The organism is Nostoc sp. FACHB-190, from assembly GCF_014696905.1.
Taxonomy (GTDB): domain Bacteria; phylum Cyanobacteriota; class Cyanobacteriia; order Cyanobacteriales; family Nostocaceae; genus Nostoc_B.
In genome coordinates this window covers 45,443-70,356 of record NZ_JACJQW010000036.1, presented here as the reverse complement: position 1 = coordinate 70,356, position 24,914 = coordinate 45,443, and the positions used below count along the sequence as shown (strand labels likewise).

Here is a 24,914-nt window from a genome sequence, read left to right as displayed (position 1 = left end):
CATGGCTGTTATCAATCGCTCAATTACTTGTCTAGATTGAGTTTTACACGATTTTTGACCACTGCAAATACCACACTTGACAATTTCTCCTTTTCCTTAACTTGTCACCAATGTGACTGTCCTGATAATATTTAAATGAAAAGCTGATACCTTGGAGTGGTTTCAGCTTAGTTGGTTTAATACTTGATGTGCTTTCTTGAGGAAGCTTAGTCTTTTTAATCTTCTTCGACACGAGATCCGTAATACTCCTTCATCCACTCTTTCTCAATAACTGCGCTAGAAGGTGCATCAGGCGGTAGATTGATTCTAGCCAAATTCCAGGGTTCTTCTATGTGAGTCATCTGCTCAAGTTCATAACCATCACAAGCAAAGTACTCTTGTGCAACCTCATCTAAAAACTCCTGAACCTCTTGAGGTAATTCTGGATTAGCATCTTCCAAAATTGGCTGCCAACTAAAATGCTTATACTTTTGATATAAATCAGGTATTACAGGGCCATGTACCCATGCTTGAAAATCTTCCAAGAATAAAGGAGTTTTATACAGTGCCAGATGCCAAGCTTGAGCATAGTATACAAGTTTTTGCAGCTTGAGATTACTAATAAAAGAGCCTGTTTCATTTGCCAACCAGATAAAGTAATCGGCTATGTTAAAACATGACAACACTAGTCATAACCTCCTTCAATATTCCTCCAGAGACTTCCACTTAGAGACTGATGCTGGTAATAACTGTTAACTCTAGAAAATTTTTGCTATCAGGATAGTTTAATTGTACTATATTAATCTGCTGACTGAATCATTTGAAAACCATTATTAACACCGTGGCTAGAATATATGCTAAAACCATCGGTGAATTGTATCGCAGGTTTATTTTCAGCGTGCAGACGATGTTCTGTATCTAAGAATAGTTTAGTTGGGCGATCGCAGATAAAACAATATTGCTCAAAAGGAAATACAGTTCCACTTTCAAGTACTAACTGTTCAACAACGCTGGATACTTCAGGATTGTGATAACAATCTAGTTCTGAAATAAAGAAATCAAACGTAGCAGCAGTATACATCCAGTCAAATGATGAAATAGCTTTCCAATAGACTTTTTTCAACCAAAGTTGCCAAACTAATTCTGCTTGATTATGCTTCAAAATTGTATCTAAGATATTAAAATCATCTTCGCGTGGACAATTTAATTCTGAAGGAACATCTGGATTTTCTAAATAGTTGATAAATTTTTTATCCGAATCAGACAAAATCGGCTCTAACGAAATTTGTTTCCAAAAATATTTCAGTTCCTGCCTGATCATATTGATCAAATCTTCAACAAAAATATCTAATAATGAGTAATTTGATGTGTTCATTATTAGCATTTCGTTAATCGCTGCATAAGGGCTAGGACAAAAAATAATCTCTGGCAGATCATAATCTACAAGCGAGTATAAAATTTTGACTAATTCTCGATTTTTATTTTGATCAATCCGCTTAGTAGAAAAGGCTATTTTCTGCCACTTGTCCCAATAAGCTGGAATCAAAGCTGATTTTTCCGGTGTGAGCTTGTAATTTCTTGGTTTCGACATAATAACTTGTAAAATATTTAATCTACATATAGGAATACGGTTTGATTCCTGATTCTAATTGTGTAGGCAGGGAGTAGGGAATGGGGAGTAGGGAGTAGGAAAGAAGTCTGCTCTGGGTGTACTGATTTTTTTCAGAAATCAAATATTAGTCCTATATTATGACTAATAGGACTTACGCAATAACTCTCTAAAACTCTTATAACTTCGTGTCCTTTGCGTCCTTTGCGGTTCGTTTTTTCATACTTTTGCGTAACTCCTGACTAAGTAAAATCACTTGATATGGACTCGTGATTTTATGTGGTGCAATGACATTATTCCTCCGAAAACGGGAAAACTATGGTTAACCCCCTTTGGGGAAATTTCCATGTAAGTCCCGAATAGGAAAATGCTAAAAAAATCTTTGGTGAATGGTTTAATTTTGTCTTTTTCTCTAGTTCCCTGGCTATGCGTGGGAATGCTGGTAAATTCCAAGGCTAATGCTTTACCAGGGCAAACTACAGAAGAAGTTACAACTTGGATGAATGCTCATCCGACACTGCGCCCTGGAAGTGGTGAAAAACTATATGTGCAGAAGAGTGACACCGCCGCCCAACGATTCACGTTTCAGGCTTCAGTATTACCTCCGGGTAAAGTGGGGTTTGCCAAAGAGCGAAACCGGATTCGTTACGAACGCTTGGCAATGTACGATGCAATTAATGGGATGAGTTTTCAACGCCTGCAAGAATCTCTGCGGGTAATTTATGGCTATGATATCTATCAAGATTTTAATCAAGGTCAGGTGGTGTATGACTACCCCAGCCAAGGTGAAGTCAACTCGGCGCGGTTTGCCAAAACTCCAATTAAAGAAGCTTTACAAGGACAACTGCGTATAGGCGATCGCTATGCTTATTGGATCGAAATAGCTAAACCGCGCAACGGTAAAGCTTTCACTGGACAAATGACAGTTTTACTCAAAACTGATGTCGAAAAATTGCTGCAAGAATTACAAACTCGCTGAATCTTAAACCCCGCCAAATCCCCCAGTTGGTGGGGTTTGCCACACACCAGAAAAGATACTTTCTACAGCCAGAGAAATTCTCACTAAATCTTCTTTAAGTAGGGGTGGCCATTCTACCCCAGCTTTGCGTCCAGCTACGTATAACTGTTGTGTCTTGACACTTAACTGATAAAGGGCAAAAGTTAACTCGCGGTCTAGACTGGGTACATCTTTGAGGGCTTCAAACACAACCTTTAACGCCAACAAAATCGAGGTAATCTGACCTGGAACCGGTGGTTTTCCCTGCTTCATCCGCATCAATAAAGCATCAGGGTTTTCTTCGGTTGTGATTGTTTGAGATACAAGCAGTTTGCGGGCTGTGTCGTAATTCATTGGTCAACTTCGCGCGTTAAAATCTGATTTGGTGAAATTGCAGAAATAGTGTATTTAAAAATTTTCGCAATAAGTTTAATTGTGATCAAAAAAGGGGACGCTGTTACTGTCCCCTTTTTTCATAACTCATCAGCGATTAACTACACCGAACTCAGATGTTTTTCTACCACTGCTTGCGGGTTAGCCTCTGGACTATCGGCTTCGGAAGGTGGTACTAATTGCCAGAACTTAGAGACAAATTCTGACCAATTTTGCAGAATTGCTTTGGCTTTGGGTGAACCAGTGCGTTCTGCGTGAGTTCTAATTAACTCTTGCAGTTGTTTTTGGCCTGCTTCTGTCAGAACTCGCTGAATTTTGACGTTTTCCCGGTTAACTAATTCAGGGAAGGAACCATCTTCATCGAGGAAGTATGCCAAACCACCAGTCATCCCGGCTGCAACGTTACGTCCGACTTTGCCGAGGACAACTATAACACCACCAGTCATGTATTCGCAGCAGTGATCACCTGCTCCTTCGACAACGGCTGTACCTTTGGAGTTGCGGACGGCAAAACGTTCACCGGCTAAACCGTTGGCAAATAAGAAGCCGCCAGTTGCACCGTAAAGGCAGGTATTACCCACAATCACGTTCTTGGATGGGTCATAAGTGGCTTTTGCTGGGGGTTTGATGATGATTTCACCACCGTGCATCCCTTTACCTACGTAGTCGTTGGCTTCTCCTTCCAGAGTTAAAGTAATCCCAGAGAGGTTAAACGCCCCAAAGCTTTGACCTACACTACCTTGGAAGTTGAGATTAATTTGTCCTTCAAAGCCACCGTCGCCATATTGAGATGCGATCGCACCAGCTAATCTTGCACCAACCGTTCTATCGGTGTTGACTATTTTTAAATTCTTCGTCACCGTCGATTGGTTGCGAATTGCGGCTTGAATTTCGCTATCCGCCAACAATTGGTCATCAATTACCGGGCCATTGCTATGAACTTCTTCATGCACTAACCAGCTACGGTTTTCTTTTGTATCTGGTAGTTGCAGTAAGCAGTTGAGATTCAAGGCTTGGGTTTTAGCTAGTTTGGCTTCGGGACGGACTGTTAATAAGTCTGCACGACCGATAATTTCTGATAAGGAACGATAGCCCAATTTAGCTAACAAACTCCGCACTTCTTCCGCAACAAAATAGAAGAAGTTAACGACGTGTTCCGGGATACCTTTAAACCGCAGGCGCAGTTTTTCATCTTGAGTTGCTACACCCACAGGACAGGTGTTTTTATGGCAGACTCGCGCCATTTGGCAACCTTCGGCAATCATGGCAATGGAACCAAAGCCAAATTCTTCGCCACCCATCAACGCAGCCATTAAGACATCCCAGCCTGTCTTGAGTCCACCGTCTACCCGCAAAATGACGCGATCGCGCAAACTATTCTGCATTAGGACGCGATGCACTTCACTTAATCCGAGTTCCCACGGTGAACCAGCGTGTTTAATCGAACTCAAAGGTGATGCACCTGTACCGCCATCATGACCAGAAATTTGAATGATGTCGGCGTTGGCTTTGGCTACACCCGCCGCAATTGTGCCGATGCCAATTTCAGCCACTAGCTTGACTGATACTTGGGCTTTCGGGTTGATTTGGTGCAGGTCAAAAATCAACTGTGCTAAGTCTTCAATGGAGTAGATATCGTGGTGCGGTGGAGGTGAAATCAAGGTTACACCGGGCTTAGACCGCCGCAACATCGCAATGTAAGGACTGACTTTTGCCCCTGGTAGTTGTCCGCCTTCCCCTGGTTTTGCACCTTGGGCAATTTTAATTTCGATTTGTTTGGCGCTGGCTAAATATTCTGGTGTGACACCAAAGCGTCCTGATGCAACTTGCTTGATGGCACTAGAAGCTGTATCACCATTCCGCAGTCCCTTCAGGTGCGGTAGGGTGGGGGAGTAACCAGACTCATCGACATCATCTAAAACGTTGTAACGTACCGGATCTTCGCCACCTTCCCCAGAGTTGGATCTACCACCAATCCGGTTCATAGCGATCGCTAAAACTTCATGGGCTTCCCGCGACAATGCACCCAAGGACATCCCACCAGTACAGAAGCGTTTGAGGATATCTTCTGCGGCTTCTACTTCTTCTAAAGGAATTGATTGGCGATCGCTTTGGAAGTCCAGCAAATCTCTTAAAGCTGTAATTGGTCGCCCTTGGAGATATTGTTTGTAAACTTCGTAATGGTCGTATTGCTTGGTTTTCACAGCCTCATGCAATGCTTTGGACATTTCCGGGCTGTTCATGTGGTACTCACCGCCAGGACGGTAGTTAACAAAGCCCAAGTTATCCAATTTCTTGGCTGTGAGTTCTGGGAAGGCTTTGCTGTGAATTGACAAAACTTCTTGCGCCAGTTCACTGACACTCAAACCACCAATCCGAGAAGTTGTCCCCTTAAATCCCAGTTCTAATAAATCGCCACCAATCCCGATCGCTTCAAAGATTTGGGCGGCTTGATAGCTAGATAGCAAAGATATGCCCATCTTGGAGAGGATTTTCAGCAATCCTGACTCTACGGCTTTGCGGTAATTCCCAATCGCTTGTTCTAAGCTGAGGTTGGGCAGTTTACCTCGTTCCATGAACTGCTGAGTTCTAGGTTCAAACCACCAATCCCGGACTGTATCTAAAGCCATGTAGGGGCAAACTGCACCTGCACCATAGCCAATCAAGCAAGCAAAGTGATGGGTACTCCAACACTGGGCGGTATCGACAATGAGGGATGTCTTTGTCCGCAAGCCTTCGCGGATCAGGTGGTGGTGGACTGCACCTACAGCTAATAAAGGTGGAATGTAGCTGGATTCTGAACTAATACCGCCACCAGCGCGATCGCTCAAAATCAATATTTTTGCACCCGCCCGGACTGACTCTGCGGCTTGGGCTTGTAAAGCTGCGACGGCAGATTTTAATCCTTCTGGGCCGTTGGCGATCGCAAATAAGGTTGATAATTCTGCCGTGGCAAAACCAGAAGCCTTGATTGCATCTAACTCAACTTCTGTCAAGACTGGGGAATCTAGCTTCAGTCTCTTGGCATATTCTGGCTTTGGTTCTAATAAATTGCCCCGTTCGCCCAATTCCACCTTCAAGGACATCACCAGCTTTTCACGCAGGGGGTCAATTGGTGGGTTAGTTACTTGAGCAAAACGCTGTTTGAAATAGTCATATAACAGGTGGGGTTTGCTGGACAATACCGCCAATGGAATATCATCCCCCATACAGAACGTTGGTTCTGCACCATTACCTGCCATTTGTTCAATCACCATTTCGACATCTTCGCTGGTGTAGCCAAAGGCAGTTTGTCGCTGAAGTAAGATTTGTTTGTCAACGGTGAATTGACCTTTGCCGTTACCGTTGCCATTACCATTACCATTACCATTGCCATTTGTCCCATGATTGTTGACTAATGACTTCAGGTCTTGACGATGGGTTTGCAACCATTCCCCATAGGGAAGTTGTTGGGCAATGCGTTGTTTAATTTCCCAATTTTTTAGAATTTCATGACTTTCTAAATCCACGGCAATCATTTGCCCTGGGCCTAGTCTGCCTTTCTCCACAATATCGGCTTCGGGGAAGTCAACTACACCTGCTTCTGATGCTACGACGATGTAATCATCTTTAGTAATGACATAGCGTGCAGGTCTTAAGCCGTTGCGGTCAAGGGTTGCGCCGACTTTCTTCCCATCACTGAAAACTAGCAATGCTGGGCCATCCCAAGCTTCTTGCAAACCACTGTAGTATTCATAAAAGTCAGTGATTTCGGGGTAGTTTTGTAAGGAAGGCTGATTTTGGTAAGCCTCTGGCACCATAATCATCAAGGCTTCCAAGGGGCTGCGTCCCGAACGCACTAATAGTTCTAGGACATTATCGAGGGTGGCGGAGTCACTGCTATCTAAAATTACTAAAGGCTTGAGTTCATCATTGCGATCGCCCCATACTGGATGGCTAATACTCGCTTCTCTGGCCATCATCCAGTTAATGTTACCCAACAAGGTATTAATTTCGCCGTTATGTCCCAACAACCGCATAGGCTGTGCTAACGGCCATTTTGGCATTGTGTTGGTACTAAAGCGGCGATGATAAACTGCAAAGGCACTCTTGTATGCGGGATTTTGTAAATCCGCGTAAAAATCTCCCAACACAGCCGAACGCACCATACCTTTATAAACAATGGTGCGGCTGGATAAAGAGCAAATATAAAAATCTTCCGAGACAGCTTTGGCTGCTTTAAAAATCCGTTTACGGGCAATGTATAACTGTCTTTCTAATTCATCGCCAGTTTCATCCGCCGCCAGAAAAATTTGTTCTATTTGGGGTTGGTTTTCTTTGGCTTGTCTGCCCAATAAATGGGGATGTACTGGTACTTCTCGCCAGCCCAATACTGTAAATTTTTCTTCCGCCGCCACTTTTTCAACTTGGGCTTTGGTTTTTTGAGCTAATTCCCGGTCTTGGGGTAAAAATATCATCCCTACAGCCACATTGCTGGTAGATGATATTTCTATCCTGCCTGCGAAATATTCTTTTTGTAACAACTCCCAAGGAATGGCTGTCAATATCCCTGCACCATCCCCAGAATCATGGTCAGCACTACAACCACCCCGATGTTCCAAGCAGGTTAATGCGGCTAAGGCTTTAGTAACGATTTCATGGCTGGCAATATTTTGGCGATGTGCAATAAAACCTACACCACAGGCATCTCTTTCCTCTACTAACCACCTTTGTCCTTGGTAGGTTTCTTGAGAGTTATTATCCGAAAATGACATTGTTTGCAATTGATTCACCCTTTGATCGTTCATAGCCTATTCCTGAAAGTTAAGTCACAAATTTTGCCACTGCTTGGGAGGGAAAGTTTCGCAATTTCGCGTCACAGTCATACATAAATCACGAGAATTTAGGGAAAAAAAATTTTAACTGCGGTTATTTATGGACTTAACCGTGTTAAAATTATTGCGTTGATTCTTCTGTGTTTATGCTGGTTTAGACAAACTACATATTGTGTTAATTTTATGTATTTGGTTTCAAAACTAAGTATTTTCCAGGTTTTTTTCAGATGATAGATGTTTGTCAGGTAGACAGTATCAACTGACCTAACACCAAATTTTTCATGAAAAACTCACTGTTGTAAAAGCTGCAAGATTCCTGATTCAGCAACAAAATCAGCGTATTACACTATATACCCATTTGACAATTCCTAAATATTTTTATTGTTGTCTATCTTGGCTGCTCACCCGTTGCAACTTTTGTTACTAATAACTGTGTCTCACCTCTAAGTAACAGCATAGCAACTATTAGTGAGGAAAGACTATTGTATATATACATTTGATGACCAAAACTATATATCTTATAGTTTGGCAGGAACTAGTGCCAGTTAAAACAGTCAGTTACAGTGGTTTTAGCTTAAACAGGGCTGGTATTTCTCATCAGAGATAACTAGCCAACATATAGGTTATCACGTTTCTGGAGAAGTTAAATCACCCAATTTCCAGAGTTAGTCACAATTAACTTTCCTGTCTTGGAAGTGATAACTTGCAAAAGCACTGGATCAAATATGTTAAAAATGCCAAATTGGTATCGCCAAAAATCTCATACTGCTGTGACTAAGCTTGCCAAACATCAAGCCTTGCGCTTAATTGCATCATCCATAATTGCCACAATCCTTAGTGTATCTCCTAATTGGATGGCGATCGCTCAACAGCCTCCGATCAATCCACAACCAGGACAGTTGCGACGACAAGCCCAATCTGCTGGTAATCAAATTTCCCTCAATGGTCGCATCATCCCCGGTGCTTGGATGGTCAAATTAGGAGTAGTTGATCAGCAAGTTATTTATCTCAGTGATGGTTTATTTCGTCAGGCGATGGGAGTTGATTTTTTAAATAGCAATAATCCTAGCCAACAACCAATTCAGTGGTTTACTTCCACCCCAGAGACCTTAGTAACTCTTCTCCAAGCCGGATACCGCTATCTTGATATCACTGAGTTTACCCAAAAAGCAAATTGGCAAGTACAAGTCAATGGTAACACTTTGGTAATTGTTACTCCCCAAGCGCGAATCAAAAATCTGATGATTGGTCATGAGGCTCTCAATCCTCCTGGTACTTCTACTATCCGTGAAAATCGCGTTGTGGTTGATTTAGACAGTCCCACACCTTGGATAGTCAGACAAGGATTACCCATCAAACCAACTCAAACACCAGATGATCCAGATGCGATCGCTCCTCAACCCACAACCATACCGAATCGAGAATGGCGCATTACCCTGGATGCTTTAACTGATCCAGCTTTAATTCAACGTTACACCCCCATAGCACCACTGCCATCTCTACCAAACCTGAGTAAACAATTACCACAACCACAACCAAACCCTGATAGATTGATTCAAAAAATAGAGGTGGTGCATAACCAAACAATTATTAGTCTGAGTGTTCCTTTTGGTTCAGCGCCGCGTATCACTACAGTAAATAACCCAAATCGCCTAATTATCGAAATTCGCCCTGATGCAATGGTTGAACGCAATATTGCTTGGGCAGATGGGTTACGCTGGCGACAGCAATTTATTAATTTAGGGAAAGATCGTTTTCCGGTAGTGTGGTTGGAAGCTAACCCCCGCAACCTGACTATAAAACCAATTTGGACAACTCCAGAAACTGTAGTCGGCACTGCGCCCTTAATTCAAACAGCGCAAAAATACTTAGCTTTAGCCGCAATTAATGGTGGCTATTTTAACCGCAATAATAAATTGCCTCTGGGCGCGATTCGTCGAGATAATCAGTGGTTATCCGGGCCAATTTTAAATAGAGGTGCGATCGCCTGGAATAATTCTGGGCAATTTTACGTAGGTCGCCTGACATTACAAGAAACTTTAACTGCTCCAAATAATTTCCGCTTACCAATTTTATTTCTCAATAGTGGTTACGTTCAAAGCGGTGCTGCTCGTTATACTCCTAGCTGGGGAAAAACTTATACTCCCCTTACAGACAATGAAAGCATCCTCATAGTTCAAAACAATGAAATTAGCAGTCAGCTATCAGGCGGAAAAGCGGGTCAAACTCCTATTCCTATTCCCCAAAATGGTTACTTGTTAACTTTGCGAGGAACAGCTGCAACTACCGCCACTCAATTACCCATCGGTACAAAGGTAACTTTGGCTAGTAACACCACCCCTGTTGACTTTAGCCGTTACCCCAACATTATTGGAGCCGGGCCGTTATTAATTCAAAACGGTCAAATTGTTCTAGATGCAAAAGCTGAAAAATTCAGCAATGCTTTCATTGCCGAAAAAGCCATTCGGAGTGGAATTTGTACCACAGCTACAGGTACACTGATGATTGCTGCTGTGCATAACCGCGCTGGTGGAGCCGGGCCGACACTCGCAGAACACGCTCAATTAATGAAAAATTTGGGTTGTGTGAATGCTTTAAATTTAGATGGTGGCAGTTCAACTAGTCTTTACTTAAGCGGACAATTACTCGACCGTTCTCCCAATACTGCGGCTCGTGTGCATAATGGTATTGGTATTTTTTGGCAACAAAGATAATTAGAGGCTAGGGACTAGTACAGGTTGGTGGAAATAAACAGACCATAAGAAATTGCTAAGTAGTTAAACATAATTAATTACACAAAGTCATTGCGAATGGAGCGAAGCGAAATGAAGCAATCGCAAGGGCTGGGATTGCTTCGCTTCGCTCGCAATGACTGTAATTAATTTTGCGTGGTTACTTAAAAGGCTTGTGGTATGAATATTCTTTCTTTTGACTTTTGACTTTTGCCTTGTTGTACTAGCCTCTAGCCTCTCAAACTAATTTGTTAAAGATTAGAATAAGCTGTGTTGGCGCTAGGTAAAGAGTTTGTGTATTCACGAGAGTTTTAGTCGTGACTCTTTACATCCCAAAGTTTGATTTTGTTATGTTTAGCAAGGTGTAATTGAATTACTGGTTTTCACGGTTGCAAGATTGCGCCAGATTTTTCCATCAATGGTTAAGAGAAAGGACAGCTTGCTATGTCTCCAAATGAGGTAACTATGGCTCAATATCAAGAAACCGCACCTGCTAAGACTCTACCACTGCCTGCGGCGATCGCTAATCGAAGTGTTGCTGCAACCGAATTGCGCCCTTGGGGTTCTTTTACTATTTTGGAAGAAGGACGTGGATATAAAATCAAGCGCATCGAAGTTAAACCCGGACATCGCCTCAGCTTGCAAATGCACCACCATCGCAGCGAACACTGGATTGTTGTTTCTGGCACCGCCAGAGTAACTTGTGGCGACCAAGAAGTACTATTGGGTAATAATCAATCAACCTACGTACCTCAATGCACCTCCCACCGTTTAGAAAATCCTGGGGTAATTCCTTTAATTTTAATTGAGGTACAAAATGGCGAATATTTGGGTGAAGATGACATTATTCGCTACCAGGACGATTATTCTCGTACAGAAAACTAATCCTCATCGGTTAATTTATTCGTCCTAACAATAAAACTCCGTAAATTTCTCACCTTAGTTATCCAGAAATTTACGGAGGTGAAATTACCAAAAGAACTAGTTGATAGTTTAGCTGCTACTTTTAACGCTACAAATCGGTATTATTTTCATCACTCAGTATTCAGTTAATCAATTATTTTTCGGCAATGAAGCAAGCTCACAGTGGCTTTTGCAAGTAAACCTCTTCATTTACAATGAAATAGCCAAAATCAGTTTTTTGAGTTTTTCAACTCCGCCATATTTTTTTAACAGGCTATGTAACTGCCCAAAAAATTCAATGATTCAACTGAGTCAAGCTGCTAAAATTGAAATTGAACGATTAAAGTCTAAGCAAAAATCCAATACCTTGGTGAGATTAGCCGTTAAACCAGGGGGATGCTCAGACTTATTTTACGATATGTCATTTGCTGAGGTTGTCCAACCAGGCGATCGCACCTTTGAAATTGGTGGTCTGCAAATTCTAGTTGACCATCAAAGTTTACAATACATCAATGAGTTAGTATTAGATTATTCCGAAGACTTGATGGGGGGAGGATTCCGTTTCCATAACCCTCAAGCTATTACTACCTGTAGTTGTGGCAATTCGTTTGCAATTCATCAAGATTCCATAGTCAATGGTCAGTAGTCAAATAGTTTATCACTCTTGTCCAGTCAAATTAGTTTGACAAAAAAGTACTAAAAAAGATATAATCAGGATTTGTTAAAACTTAGACCCCTAAGCAGCTTCACGCGCTGTGACCCATGCCAACCATACAGCAACTAATACGTAGCGAACGCGAAAAAGCGCGTCAGAAAACCAAGTCTCCAGCTCTCAAGCAATGCCCGCAACGGCGCGGTGTTTGTACAAGAGTCTACACAACCACACCTAAAAAGCCTAACTCAGCTCTCCGTAAGGTAGCAAGGGTAAGACTGACATCTGGATTTGAGGTAACAGCCTACATTCCAGGCATTGGTCACAATTTACAAGAACACTCCGTAGTCATGATTCGTGGCGGCCGGGTTAAAGACTTACCGGGCGTAAGATACCATATCATTCGTGGCACATTAGATACGGCGGGCGTAAAAGATCGCAAACAAGGTCGTTCCAAGTATGGAACCAAACGCCCGAAAGAAGCCGCTAAAAAATAAGGCAGAGGCGATTAGTCGTGCCTAAAGGCGATTAGTCGCTTTCTCTGGAAGCGATAAAAATATAAAAAGTTAGCGATCGCCCTTAAACAGTTGTGAAAATAGATATAAGCGTCTATTTTCAAAATTTAAATTAGTTAAGCTACCACTGCCAGCCTGCACTCAGCGAGCAAGTGTAGGTTTAGTTGAGATTGCTGTAAGCGACAGCAGCATTTTCATTTGTCAACTCATACCTGTGATGTTGTCGCTTTGTCTATCCCGTCCAAGATAGCAAATCAGCAATTCAGGGTCGCTGCAAATGTGTAAAAAAATTGCAGCAGTATTAAGTGGCAGCTTCCACCACTCCAGTACTGCGCGGTCTGATAGCATATAATTTCGTTGCCAAATTCCGAATGTAAGGGTAAAGTATGTCTCGTCGTGGTGTAGTTCAGAGGCGGCCAGTTCCGCCTGACTCCGTTTACAATAGTCGGCTGGTGAGCATGATAATTCGCCGGATCATGCGTCACGGCAAAAAATCACTAGCTGCACGCATTGTCTATGATGCACTCAAAACAATTGAAGAGCGCACAGGTAATGCAGCACTAGAAACCTTTGAAAGAGCAGTGCGTAATGCCACACCATTGGTAGAAGTTAAAGCGCGTCGGGTGGGTGGTGCAACCTACCAAGTACCAATGGAAGTACGTTCAGAACGTGGTACTACCTTAGCACTGCGTTGGTTAGTACAATTTTCTCGCTCCAGACCAGGGCGGACAATGGCTGGCAAATTAGCTAATGAGTTAATGGATGCAGCCAACGAAACAGGTAACGCAATCCGTAAGCGTGAAGAAACGCACCGGATGGCTGAAGCCAACAAAGCCTTTGCACACTATCGTTATTAAGCAGCACAGCGATATATCTTGCCTCAAGCGGTATATCGCCGACTGAATAAAAATCCAGACGGGAATCCGTAAAAGTATAGAATCTTAACAAAGAGTAATATACAAGATATCATGAGGCAAAAACTATAGGAGGCTACTGTGGCACGTATAAACCCGCTAGAGAAAGTACGCAATATCGGTATTGCGGCGCACATAGATGCGGGCAAAACAACAACAACAGAGAGAATATTATTTTACTCTGGGATAATTCATAAAATTGGTGAAGTTCACGAAGGAACAGCTGTAACCGACTGGATGGAACAGGAGCGGGAGCGGGGAATCACCATCACTGCTGCGGCAATCAGTACCAGTTGGAAAGATTATCAAATTAACATTATCGATACTCCTGGTCACGTAGACTTCACAATTGAAGTAGAACGCTCCATGCGCGTATTAGATGGTGTAATTGCTGTATTTTGTTCTGTAGGTGGAGTACAACCACAATCGGAGACAGTGTGGCGGCAAGCAGACCGTTACGCAGTACCTCGGATCGCCTTTATTAATAAAATGGATCGCACAGGCGCGAACTTCTATAGAGTTCACGAACAAATGCGCGATCGCCTAAGAGCAAATGCCATTGCAATTCAACTGCCCATTGGTAGCGAAAACGACTTCAAAGGCATTGTAGACTTGGTGCGGAAGCGTGCATACATTTACAACAACGACCAAGGTACAGATATCCAAGAAACGGATATCCCTTCAGAGGTGCAAGAGCAAGCTGAAGAGTACTACACCAAGCTGGTAGAAGCAGTAGCTGAAACCGATGACGCTTTGATGACTAAGTACTTCGATGGCGAAGCACTGACAGAAGAAGAAATCCGGGCAGCCCTTCGCAAAGGGACAATTGCCGGCACAATCGTGCCTGTGCTTTGTGGTTCAGCCTTTAAAAACAAAGGCGTGCAGTTAATGTTGGATGCAGTTGTAGATTACCTACCCGCGCCAACAGAAGTACCTCCCATTCAAGGCACACTTGCAAATGGTGATACAGTCGAGCGCCGGGCGGATGACAACGAACCTCTAGCTGCTTTGGCATTTAAGATTATGGCTGACCCTTACGGTCGCCTAACCTTTGTTCGTGTTTATTCTGGTGTTCTGAAAAAAGGTAGTTATGTATTAAACGCTACCAAAAATAAAAAAGAACGCATTTCCCGCTTAGTTCTAATGAAGGCAGATGATCGCCAAGACGTAGAGGAACTACGGGCTGGGGATTTGGGTGCTGCGTTAGGATTAAAAGATACCTTAACAGGTGATACTATCACTGATGAAGGCGCACCAGTAATACTGGAATCCCTATTTATTCCAGAGCCTGTGATCTCGGTAGCGGTTGAACCCAAAACCAAGAACGACATGGATAAGCTATCCAAGGCTCTGCAATCTCTCTCCGAAGAAGACCCAACCTTCCGCGTCAATGTTGATCCAGAAACAAACCAAACTGTAATTGCAGGGATGGGAGAACTCCACCTAGAAATTCTGGTGGATCGGATGTTACGCGAATTCAAGGTGGAAGCGAATGTTGGTGCGCCACAAGTAGCTTACCGCGAAACGATTCGGAAAGCAGTTACCAACGTGGAAGGTAAGTTCATCCGCCAAAGTGGTGGTAAGGGTCAATATGGTCACGTTGTGATCAATTTGGAGCCAGGAGAACCCGGTAGCGGCTTTGAATTCGTCTCTAAAATTGTCGGTGGCGTAGTACCTAAAGAGTACATTGGCCCCGCCGAGCAAGGTATGAAAGAAAGCTGTGAATCTGGTATTTTAGCTGGATATCCCCTGATTGACGTAAAAGCGACGCTAGTTCATGGTTCTTACCACGATGTAGACTCTTCGGAAATGGCTTTCAAAATTGCTGGTTCAATGGCGATGAAAGAAGCTGTGCTGAAAGCTTCACCAGTACTATTAGAGCCTATGATGAAAGTTGAAGTGGAAGTTCCTGAAGACTTTATCGGGAACGTTATTGGAGACCTCATCTCCCGCCGAGGGCAGATTGAAAGCCAAAGCACTGAACAGGGACTCGCTAAAGTGGCATCCAAAGTTCCACTGGCGACCATGTTTGGCTACGCTACCGATATCCGGTCGAAAACCCAAGGTCGAGGTATTTTTACGATGGAGTTCAGCCACTACGAAGAGGTGCCTCGCAGCGTGGCTGAAACTATCATTGCAAAAAGCAAAGGGAACGCTTAATTAAAAAAGGAAACGAGCATTCATGGCACGCGCAAAGTTTGAAAGAACTAAACCCCACGTTAACATCGGTACTATTGGACACGTTGACCACGGTAAAACAACTTTAACAGCAGCTATCACCATGACCTTGGCTGCTCTCGGTAAAGCTGTAGCTAGAGCCTACGACCAAATCGATAACGCACCAGAAGAAAAGGCACGGGGTATCACAATTAACACAGCTCACGTGGAGTATGAAACCGAAAATCGGCACTATGCTCACGTAGACTGTCCAGGACACGCTGACTATGTGAAGAACATGATCACTGGTGCAGCCCAAATGGATGGCGCTATCCTCGTAGTTGCAGCTACCGATGGTGCTATGCCTCAAACCCGCGAACACATCCTGCTGGCAAAACAAGTAGGTGTTCCCAACCTCGTCGTCTTCTTGAACAAAGTAGATATGATCGACGACGAAGAACTGTTAGAGTTGGTAGAACTCGAACTGAGAGAATTGTTGAGCGACTATGAGTTTGATGGTGATAATATCCCCATCATCCGAGGTTCCGGTCTGAAAGCTCTGGAGAAAATGACCGCCAGCAATAAAACCCAAAAAGGTGAAGATCCGTGGGTAGATAAAATCTACGAACTCATGGAAGCTGTCGATTCCTACATTCCTGACCCAGAGCGCGATATTGACAAGCCCTTCTTGATGGCTGTAGAAGACGTATTCACCATCACAGGTCGTGGTACCGTGGCTACTGGACGTATCGAACGCGGCAAAGTTAAGGTGAACGATAACGTAGAGCTAGTGGGTCTGAGAGAAACTCGTAACACCACCGTCACCGGGATTGAAATGTTCAAGAAGAGCCTTGAGGAAGGCTTGGCTGGGGACAACGCTGGTGTACTACTGCGTGGTCTGAAGAAAGAAGACGTTGAGCGCGGTATGGTACTAGCAAAACCTGGTTCCATTACTCCTCACACCCAATTTGAAGGGGAAGTATACGTGCTGACCGAAAAAGAAGGTGGTCGCAAAACCCCATTCTTCGCTGGCTACCGTCCTCAGTTCTATGTGCGGACAACTGATGTAACCGGCACCATCAAAGAGTTTACATCTGATGAAGGTTCAGCAGTAGAAATGGTAATGCCAGGCGATCGCATCAAAGCGACAATAGAATTGATCAGCCCGATCGCTATTGAACAAGGTATGCGCTTTGCGATTCGTGAAGGTGGCCGCACCATCGGTGCTGGTGTCGTCTCCAAAATCCTCAAGTAGTACCTTTTTACCCTAAATAATGAAGAGCAGAGATGCTAAGATGCCTCTCTGCTCTTTTATCTGAACTTAATTGCGGGAATGGGGAGTAGGATAAACAAACTACTCCCCACTCCCCACTCCCCACTCCCCACTCCCCACTCCCCTAATAAATCAGAACCTGGAAAATTAAAGATGGCAACTCTACAACAGCAGAAAATTAGAATTCGTTTAAAAGCTTTTGACCGTCGATTGTTGGATACATCTTGCGAGAAGATTGTAGATACAGCTAACCGGACTAACGCGACAGCCATAGGCCCAATTCCCCTACCTACAAAACGGAAAATCTATTGCGTACTGCGTTCTCCTCACGTAGATAAAGATTCACGGGAACATTTTGAAACCCGTACTCACCGCAGAATTATTGACATCTACCAGCCTTCCTCTAAAACTATTGATGCTTTAATGAAGCTGGATTTGCCATCTGGTGTTGATATTGAAGTCAAACTGTAGTTTAGAAGAATTCAGGAATCAAAACTAATTAACGCATTATTAAACACAGTTAATTTATTCACCACCCATACAGAATACTCTGTGGTAGGCTACTAGCCTTTGCGTCAGGCTTTGCCCAACAATTCAACCTTAGTAGTATGCGTCTAGATACTGAGTTATAGCTCTTAGTTCCTGAATTCTTTACCAAAGACTATAGTGTGAATACGGAACTAGCCCTGAGAAAATTGATCTCAGGGCTTTTTATTTAGTGATAGAATGTAAATAAAGTACGGGAAAGCAGAGAACAATAAATTTTTAAAATTAAATTTATTCTAAGGTAACAATGACATCTTCATCTAGAATTGCTGTTCGTGAACTACCTCTGTTCCCGTTACCCGAAGTAGTTCTTTTTCCTACAAGACCATTACCATTACATATCTTTGAATTTCGCTACCGAATCATGATGAACACGATTTTGGAGAGCGATCGCAGATTCGGTGTGGTCATGGTCGATCCAGTCAAAGGTACAATTGCCAATGTGGGCTGTTGTGCAGAAATTATCCATTACCAGCGCCTACCAGACGACCGGATGAAGATGCTGACTTTAGGACAGCAACGGTTTCGTGTCTTAGAGTATGTGCGAGAAAAGCCTTATCGTGTCGGTTTGGTGCAGTGGATAGAAGATGAGCCACCTAGCAAAGATTTGCGTCCTTTGGGAGCCGAAGTTGAACAACTGCTCAAAGATGTAGTGCGCCTCTCGGCTAAGTTAACAGAACAAAATATTGAACTACCAGAAGAATTACCAGACTTGCCAATAGAGCTATCTTACTGGGTGGCTAGTAACCTTTATGGTGTTGCAGCCGAACAACAATCATTGTTAGAAATGCAGGATACGGCTGCTCGTTTAGAACGAGAAGCAGAAATTTTAACTTCTACCCGGAATCATTTAGCAGCTCGCTCAGTATTGAAAGATACTTTCAATCAGAAGTCATAAACTAAATTAACTAGAAGATGAGTCTTATTAGCGTTCTACCTTGCAGTTTCCTGATTTTATGTTCATGCAAGAGTAGTCGCTAATACCATCTATACACAGTATCTGACTCCTAAATTCTGCCAATAGAAAATAACTTTTGAAAATACAGCGTTTTTCATCTCAATGAGGTACATTTCTCTAGTCTTGAGCATCCTAGCCTCCAGCCTCTATCTCCTATCAACTTGTACTGCACTAAATAAACCGAAAAACGCTATAAATACTATCCAGTATGTAAGTAAGTCAGCAATTGATTTAATTAAGATTCAGAAGTGTTAACTGACAATACACCATAGCTACCAAAAATTTTTAATATTTCTAGATATCCTATTAAATCAGCTAGAGCAGATTGCATTTTTGGTTGTTGAATATCTGTTTCTAGGTCAAGAAAAAATACATATTCTCCTAAAGAACGCTTGGTAGGACGAGATTCAATTCGACTAAGATTAATTCCTAGTTCAGCAAATACTTGCAGAGGTTTAATTAACGCACCAGGTATATTTGCAGGTAAGCTAAAAGCTAAAGAGCTATGAGTGGGATTTAAATTATTGATATGATATTCAAACTTGGCGTTATTTTGACTCACTACCCAAAAGCGAGTACAGTTTTCGGGATAGTCATTAATGCCTTGGGCGAGAATTGGCAAGTTATAAAGTTGGGCTGCTCTAGAAGAAGCGATCGCAGCTGCTGTTAAATCTTGCTTTAATAATTGTAGAGCTTCTGTTGTGGAATTACTCGGTATCATTTGTACATTTGGCAGAGATTGTCCCAACCAATTTTGACATTGGGCTAAAGCTTGGGGATGGGAATAAACCTTTTCAATTTTATCTAAACCAGAAGCGACAGAAATCAAGCTATGAACTATAGGCATCACTAAAGCCAACTGAATTTGCAAACTATCCAATTGCCATAGTGCATCCATTGTCATAGTCACACTACCTTCAATGGAATTTTCGACTGGTACAACTGCTAACTGTGTTTTGCCTGCTGCCACAGCTTGGAGTGACTGCGCTATGCTGGGATATGGACATAAAGTAGCTTCAGTTCCCGTTGTTTTGGTTAGCCAGTTGACATATAAAACTGCCGCTTGTTCTGCATAAGTACCTGGTGGGCCTAAATGAGCAATAGATAAAGACATAATGTTGGAACAGGAACTATTGTGAGATTAATAGACTATACCGCAGCAAATCCATACTTGAAGCAATAAAACATTGATTTAGCTTTGTTGAACTCCACACTGCTTTTCTATCTTAAACAACGATACAGTTTGTAATTGCATTCACTAGCAGACTTACCATATTGCGTATCGGGACAACATTACATCCACCCCAATACATTGGTATAAAACTTTGATTTTTTCTTTTCAGAAGTAATTCCTAACAGCTAAATTTCATATTGAGATATAGGAATCCGGTTTGATTTCTGAATTTATTTGTGTAGGTCGGGAATAGGGAATGGGGAGTCGGGAGTAGGAAAGAAGCCTAATCTGAATGTACTGATTTTTTTCAGAAATCAAATATCAGTCCTATAGCAGTGAGTAGACACACATCACAGAGATGAAATTTGTTCTCTCATTGAACACTGGTATTATTTTTTATATTTTTGTTTCTTATACTGAAAAAAACATTTTTGGAAAATGACTGCAATTTGATTTATAATTATAAAAATATTACTAATTTATTTTAAAAATCTTGTGATTTAATAAATCTATTATTAAAGTCTGAGGTCATACATAAGTAATATCTATGTTTATTATTTGAGTAGATTAAAATAATCATTGCCATAAATTTATTACCATATAAAAGTATCAAATCACTGCTGTCTGCAAAATCATGCCTACAAGATTTACTGCTTCTCAATCGGTAAAAATTGCTGTACCGCAACAGCCTATTCCTATTCAACATTACTTGCGGCAGCCTCAACGATTGGTGAATGCTTTAGTTGATAACAGTCGTGTCCAACAGCTTTCTGAGGAAGTATTTCGGCTAAAAATGCGTCCTCTATCTTTTATGACATTGAGTATTCAACCAACTGTAGATATGAGGGTTTGGGCAGAATCAAATAGTGTAATTTATTTGCGTTCAGTAGGTTGTGAAATCCGAGGGTTTGAGTATATTAACCAACGTTTTAGCCTCAATTTAAAAGGTTATTTATCACCACATCAATCTAGCAATGGTACTCGTCTGGAAGGAAAAGCTGATTTAGAAGTACAAGTAGAACTACCGCCACCATTTTCTCTCACTCCAAAGCCAATTTTAGAAGCTACTGGCAATGGTTTACTCAAGAGTGTCTTAGTTACTGTTAAGCAAAGATTGTTGCATCAGCTACTCATAGATTATCGTCATTGGGTAACATCGCAAATGGCAGAAAAGGCTCTAGAAGATAATAGTGGCGATTTACCAATTTTGAATTTAGAATAATGGGCGTTGCTGATTAGCGGGATATTTTTTGTGTCGCGCAAAGGCAAGGTAGCGCGTTGGGCGGTTTATCCGACTTGTAGACGCGCTCTGCGCGGCTTCTCGCAGAGTAGCGACTACCGCGCAGAAGCGCAAAAAACCGATATTTAACTCTTGTTAAAAAGGCTTAATTCATCCCGCATATATACAACGCTGAAAAATATTTACTTAGTATTAAATATGTGGTTTATTAAAAATAATGTCTCTCCTAGACTAGCTATAACAAATTAATACTTGATACTAGCTTAAATCCTTACATAGTATGGGATTCAAGATTAATAAAGTAAATTTCTATTAAATCTTTAATTTCATTTGCAAGGTAAATACAGTAATTTCAGGACGAGCAAAAAAACGCAGATGTAAACCTGTCATTCCTAAGCCTCGGTTAGTATACAAAAACATCTTACCTAGCTGATATTTTCCTAAATAATACTGTCTTGCAAAAGGCGGAAGTATAGGCGGTGTGATGAACGGTAGGCGAATTTGTCCGCCGTGAGAATGTCCTGACAGTTGCAAATCAAACCGTCCTGTTGCCGTACTGGTAATAGCAAAATCTGGTTCATGGGCTAACAATATTGCTGCGCCTGTTTTGGGTAATTTCTGCATCACTAAATCTAGGCGGCTTTTACCCATCTGCACATCATCTATACCCGCAATATGTAACATTGCACTTCCGCGTTGGAGTGTATAAATATCATTCTCCAAATAGACAATATTGCTTTGTTTTATGGCTTGGATAATTGCTGGAGTATCATTCTCGTGGTCGTGATTTCCTAATATGGCTACAGTTTTATCTTTGGGTGTGAAGTGATTTAAACAAACTGTTAATGAAGGGATGAATTGTGGTAAATTGCGAGTGACTAAATCACCTGTAATTGCAATTAAATCGGGTTTTTGTTGGTTAACTAGTCGGACTATCCGCTTGAGTCGTCGCGGAGTCATCCAGCGATCGCGGTGAATATCACTAATTTGGACAATGCGATAACCGTTAAATTCTGGGGCGAGATTGGGTAATGTCAGTTGTAAAGAATTAATTTCAATCCAATTCGGTTCAATTAAATGGGCATATAGTAAAGTGCAGCAGCCAAGCAATAAGCACCATCTTATACATCGAAAAGCTGATCTGCTGGCTTTTATCAACCACTTACGAGTTATCAACACACAATCTCCTTCGCTGTGATTGCCAGTTTTTTTGCCAAGCTTGTTATTTAAAATTTCGAGTGCAGTTTTCTTTTATCAGAGAAAAATAAATAAAGACTCAAGTCATAAGGGAGTGGAGAGTCGGGAGTAACTAGCCCCGACGATTAAAATCGCGGCTATACAAACAAAGTCCGCCTTCTCGGACTAAAGCAAAATCAAGGGTTTAGGAACCCGCGCGGCGGTGACTGATCTTGCGGAAGTGCGGGTTTTGTTCTTGTGCAAGATGAACCACGACTTAAGTCACTTAGTCCAAGGTCAAGATGTTTAAAAACACATTCTTCCCCTACTCCCTATTCCCAACTCCCCACGTTTCTTAAGAATTAAAATAAACAGATGTGATATAATTACTGTTTCTCTACTCCTGGTTTTATGGGACTGCCAATTGTTGCAATTATCGGCCGACCGAATGTCGGCAAATCCACCCTGGTTAATCGTCTCGCTGGGGAACAAACGGCGATTGTCCACGACGAACCAGGTGTGACCCGCGATCGCACTTATCTGCCTGCTTTTTGGAATGATCGCGAGTATTTAGTGGTAGATACAGGTGGTTTAGTCTTTAACGATGACACTGAATTTCTGCCATTGATTCGCCAGCAAGCACTAGCAGCCCTCAACGAAGCCAGTGCAGCCATTTTTGTAGTGAATGGTCAGACAGGACCCACATCAGCTGATGAAGAAATCGCTCAGTGGTTACGTCAACAACCAGTACCAGTACTCCTGGCTGTGAACAAATGCGAATCTCCAGAACAAGGCTTAACTCAAGCAGCCGAGTTTTGGGAATTGGGTTTAGGAGAACCATACCCCATCTCTGCAATTCATGGCAACGGTACAGGCGACTTACTCGACGAGTTAATTAAACACATTCCATCGGTAACAGAAGTACCAGAAACCAACGAAATTAAAGTGGCGATCATTGGTCGGCCAAATGTGGGTAAATCAAGTTTATTAAATGCGTTTGTGGGGGAACAAAGAGCCATTGTCAGCCCCATTTCTGGTACAACGCGAGATGCGATAGACACCTTCATTGAACGTGATGGACAACAATATCGGCTGATTGATACCGCCGGGATTCGCAAAAAGAAAAACATAGACTACGGGACAGAATTTTTTAGCATTAACCGTGCTTTTAAAGCCATTCGCCGCGCCGATGTTGTTTTATTAGTACTAGATGCCTTAGACGGAGTTACGGAACAAGACCAAAAATTAGCAGGGCGGATCATTGAAGAAGGTCGAGCTTGCATCGTTGTTGTCAATAAATGGGATGCTGTTGAAAAGGACTCTCATACTATCTACGATTACGAAAAAAGTCTGCAAGAGCGACTACACTTTACCGACTGGGCTTCGACTATCTTTGTCAGCGCCTTAACAGGACAACGGGTAGAAAAGATTTTAGAATTAGTTGTGCAAGCAGCAGCAGAACACAAGCGCCGTGTGACTACATCGGTAATTAACGAAGTCTTAGAAGAAGCGGTAAGATGGCACTCACCCCCAACTTCTCGCGGTGGTCGTCAGGGCAGAATTTATTATGGTACTCAAGTGAGCAGCCGACCACCGACAATTGCTCTGTTTGTGAACGATGCAAAACGCTTCAACGACAACTACCGCCGCTATATCGAAAGACAATTCCGCCAACAACTAGGCTTTAAAGGTACACCCATTCGTCTCCTCTGGCGGAGTAAGAAAGTCCGGGATATGGAAAGTGGTAATGTTAACCGCGCAACTCGCGTTTAAGAGTGCTGAGTGCTGAGTATAGAGAAGTAAAAGGAGTAGACAAGGGCGAGGGGGTAGACAAGGTAGAGTGTGCTAAACGTTAAATGTCAGAGCAAAATAGACAAGAAATAGAAACCTTGACTTATCGTACTTGAGAAACTTTAATACTCAGCACTCATAACTCAGCACTCAGCACTTGAAAAATGGATTTACTGCGATCGCTCCCCCTCGGACTATATTTAGAACAACCGCAAACTTGGCTGCATAAACTTGATCCCCGCGTCAAGATTGCTTGGTTGATGAGTTTTTTAACCAGTTACAGCTTTGCGACTAACGAATGGCGCATCTTGTTAGTCATACTGTTAATTCTTTTTACATTAGTTGCCAAAATTCCCCGCCGAGTTTGGCAGCAACAATTAGGTTGGTTATTAACCCTTACAGTTTTAGTATTATTTATTGCCGCCGTTAGCCCCGATGGCTTGGGTGTGAATTATCAACCCCGTCTCCCAGCCAATGAGCAAATATTAGCTCCCAAGCCTAACTCATCCAGCCCAAAGTCCCAACCAGCACTTAGCACTAAAAAATACTCTTACGTCCTCTTCCATCAAGGGCCAGTCAGAATCACCCGCCGTTCTTTAGATTTGGCAGTGCGTCTCAGTACCATTTTATTTACGGTAATTTACAGTACTAACTTGTATCTGTTGACAACTGCGCCAGAAGAAATCACGGCAGCCATTGAAAGTATCATGCAGCCCTTACGCAGACTCAAGTTACCTGTAACCGAAATTACCTTGACTTTAACTTTATCCTTGCGATTTATTCCCTTAGTTTTAGAAGAAGTGCAGAATTTGATTCGCTCAGTCATGACAAGGGCGATTAATTGGAAAAAATTAGGGTTAAAAGGTGCGGTGAAAGTTTGGATGATTGTCGCCGAAAGACTGTTAGAAAATTTGCTCTTAAGGGCAGACCAAATGGCAAATGCGATGATGGTGCGCGGTTTTACCAGCCCTAACGAACACAAAGTGCAGTGGCATGAATTACGACTCAAAAGATGGGATTGGTTTGCGATCGCCACTTTAACTTTATTCTGGGGAGTGCGGGTAATTTCCGGTAATAAATTTTAAGCTGTT

At 42.4% G+C, this 24,914-nt stretch carries 19 protein-coding genes; 13 read left to right on the top strand and 6 right to left on the bottom strand.

Annotation, left to right across the window (positions count from 1 at the left end; translation table 11 throughout):
- Positions 1-215: 215 nt before the first annotated feature.
- Together H6G28_RS28450 and H6G28_RS28445 are read right to left on the bottom strand one after the other, a co-directional pair.
- Positions 216-665 (bottom strand): Panacea domain-containing protein, encoded by a 450-nt coding sequence (locus H6G28_RS28450; RefSeq protein ID WP_190591627.1) that lies wholly within the window; start codon positions 663-665, stop codon positions 216-218.
- Positions 666-778: 113 nt separating this feature from the next.
- Complete coding sequence (locus H6G28_RS28445) at positions 779-1,570, bottom strand: DUF6745 domain-containing protein (RefSeq protein WP_190675966.1); 792 nt, start codon at positions 1,568-1,570, stop codon at positions 779-781.
- 385 nt (positions 1,571-1,955) lie between these two features.
- On the opposite strand from H6G28_RS28445, the gene H6G28_RS28440 reads away from it, so the two are divergent.
- Complete coding sequence (locus H6G28_RS28440) at positions 1,956-2,567, top strand: hypothetical protein (RefSeq protein WP_190591629.1); 612 nt, start codon at positions 1,956-1,958, stop codon at positions 2,565-2,567.
- A gap of 3 nt (positions 2,568-2,570) precedes the next feature.
- Here H6G28_RS28440 and H6G28_RS28435 read toward each other — a convergent pair whose 3' ends face one another.
- Positions 2,571-2,939 (bottom strand): Dethiobiotin synthetase, encoded by a 369-nt coding sequence (locus tag H6G28_RS28435; protein WP_190675964.1) that lies wholly within the window; start codon positions 2,937-2,939, stop codon positions 2,571-2,573.
- A gap of 140 nt (positions 2,940-3,079) precedes the next feature.
- Entirely contained in the window at positions 3,080-7,765 is a 4,686-nt protein-coding gene (locus tag H6G28_RS28430) for a glutamate synthase-related protein (RefSeq protein ID WP_190675962.1), read from the bottom strand.
- Positions 7,766-8,517: 752 nt separating this feature from the next.
- Here H6G28_RS28430 and H6G28_RS28425 point away from each other — a divergent pair.
- The 9 genes from H6G28_RS28425 to H6G28_RS28385 all read left to right on the top strand — a co-directional run bounded on the left by H6G28_RS28425 (position 8,518) and on the right by H6G28_RS28385 (position 18,382).
- Positions 8,518-10,506, top strand: coding sequence for a phosphodiester glycosidase family protein (locus H6G28_RS28425; RefSeq protein ID WP_190675960.1), 1,989 nt, complete (start codon positions 8,518-8,520; stop codon positions 10,504-10,506).
- Positions 10,507-10,989: 483 nt separating this feature from the next.
- The gene (locus tag H6G28_RS28420) at positions 10,990-11,409 is read left to right on the top strand and encodes a phosphomannose isomerase type II C-terminal cupin domain (protein WP_190591681.1); all 420 of its coding nucleotides are present in this window, start codon (positions 10,990-10,992) and stop codon (positions 11,407-11,409) included.
- A 316-nt stretch (positions 11,410-11,725) separates the two neighbouring features.
- Complete coding sequence (locus H6G28_RS28415; protein WP_190675958.1) at positions 11,726-12,073, top strand: HesB/IscA family protein; 348 nt, start codon at positions 11,726-11,728, stop codon at positions 12,071-12,073.
- A 116-nt stretch (positions 12,074-12,189) separates the two neighbouring features.
- Positions 12,190-12,576 (top strand): 30S ribosomal protein S12, encoded by a 387-nt coding sequence (rpsL, locus tag H6G28_RS28410; protein WP_062297066.1) that lies wholly within the window; start codon positions 12,190-12,192, stop codon positions 12,574-12,576.
- Positions 12,577-12,980: 404 nt separating this feature from the next.
- Positions 12,981-13,451, top strand: a complete 471-nt coding sequence (gene rpsG, locus H6G28_RS28405) for a 30S ribosomal protein S7 (protein WP_190591634.1) — start codon at positions 12,981-12,983, stop codon at positions 13,449-13,451.
- Positions 13,452-13,589: 138 nt separating this feature from the next.
- The gene (gene fusA / locus H6G28_RS28400) at positions 13,590-15,668 is read left to right on the top strand and encodes an elongation factor G (RefSeq protein ID WP_190591635.1); all 2,079 of its coding nucleotides are present in this window, start codon (positions 13,590-13,592) and stop codon (positions 15,666-15,668) included.
- Between the two features lie 22 nt (positions 15,669-15,690).
- Positions 15,691-16,920 (top strand): elongation factor Tu, encoded by a 1,230-nt coding sequence (tuf, locus tag H6G28_RS28395; protein WP_190591636.1) that lies wholly within the window; start codon positions 15,691-15,693, stop codon positions 16,918-16,920.
- A 171-nt stretch (positions 16,921-17,091) separates the two neighbouring features.
- The gene (gene rpsJ, locus H6G28_RS28390; RefSeq protein WP_015113498.1) at positions 17,092-17,409 is read left to right on the top strand and encodes a 30S ribosomal protein S10; all 318 of its coding nucleotides are present in this window, start codon (positions 17,092-17,094) and stop codon (positions 17,407-17,409) included.
- A 322-nt stretch (positions 17,410-17,731) separates the two neighbouring features.
- On the top strand, positions 17,732-18,382 hold the full coding sequence (locus H6G28_RS28385) for an LON peptidase substrate-binding domain-containing protein (protein WP_062297079.1): 651 nt from the start codon (positions 17,732-17,734) through the stop codon (positions 18,380-18,382).
- Between the two features lie 295 nt (positions 18,383-18,677).
- On the opposite strand, the gene pheA is transcribed toward H6G28_RS28385, so the two are convergent.
- A complete protein-coding gene (gene pheA, locus H6G28_RS28380) occupies positions 18,678-19,556 on the bottom strand; it encodes a prephenate dehydratase (protein ID WP_190675956.1) in 879 nt (292 codons plus the stop codon).
- A 694-nt stretch (positions 19,557-20,250) separates the two neighbouring features.
- Between pheA and H6G28_RS28375 the strand changes: the two genes are divergently transcribed.
- The gene (locus tag H6G28_RS28375; RefSeq protein WP_190591638.1) at positions 20,251-20,838 is read left to right on the top strand and encodes a DUF1997 domain-containing protein; all 588 of its coding nucleotides are present in this window, start codon (positions 20,251-20,253) and stop codon (positions 20,836-20,838) included.
- A gap of 330 nt (positions 20,839-21,168) precedes the next feature.
- Here the strand turns inward: H6G28_RS28375 and H6G28_RS28370 are convergent, their stop codons facing one another.
- The gene (locus tag H6G28_RS28370; protein ID WP_313950011.1) at positions 21,169-22,035 is read right to left on the bottom strand and encodes a metallophosphoesterase; all 867 of its coding nucleotides are present in this window, start codon (positions 22,033-22,035) and stop codon (positions 21,169-21,171) included.
- Positions 22,036-22,443: 408 nt separating this feature from the next.
- Between H6G28_RS28370 and der the strand changes: the two genes are divergently transcribed.
- Together der and H6G28_RS28360 are read left to right on the top strand one after the other, a co-directional pair.
- Positions 22,444-23,805 carry a ribosome biogenesis GTPase Der gene (gene der / locus H6G28_RS28365; RefSeq protein ID WP_190591639.1) on the top strand — a complete coding sequence of 454 codons (1,362 nt, stop codon included), beginning with the start codon at positions 22,444-22,446 and terminating at the stop codon, positions 23,803-23,805.
- Positions 23,806-23,987: 182 nt separating this feature from the next.
- A complete protein-coding gene (locus H6G28_RS28360; protein WP_190675954.1) occupies positions 23,988-24,908 on the top strand; it encodes an energy-coupling factor transporter transmembrane component T family protein in 921 nt (306 codons plus the stop codon).
- The last annotated feature ends 6 nt before the right edge of the window (positions 24,909-24,914 follow it).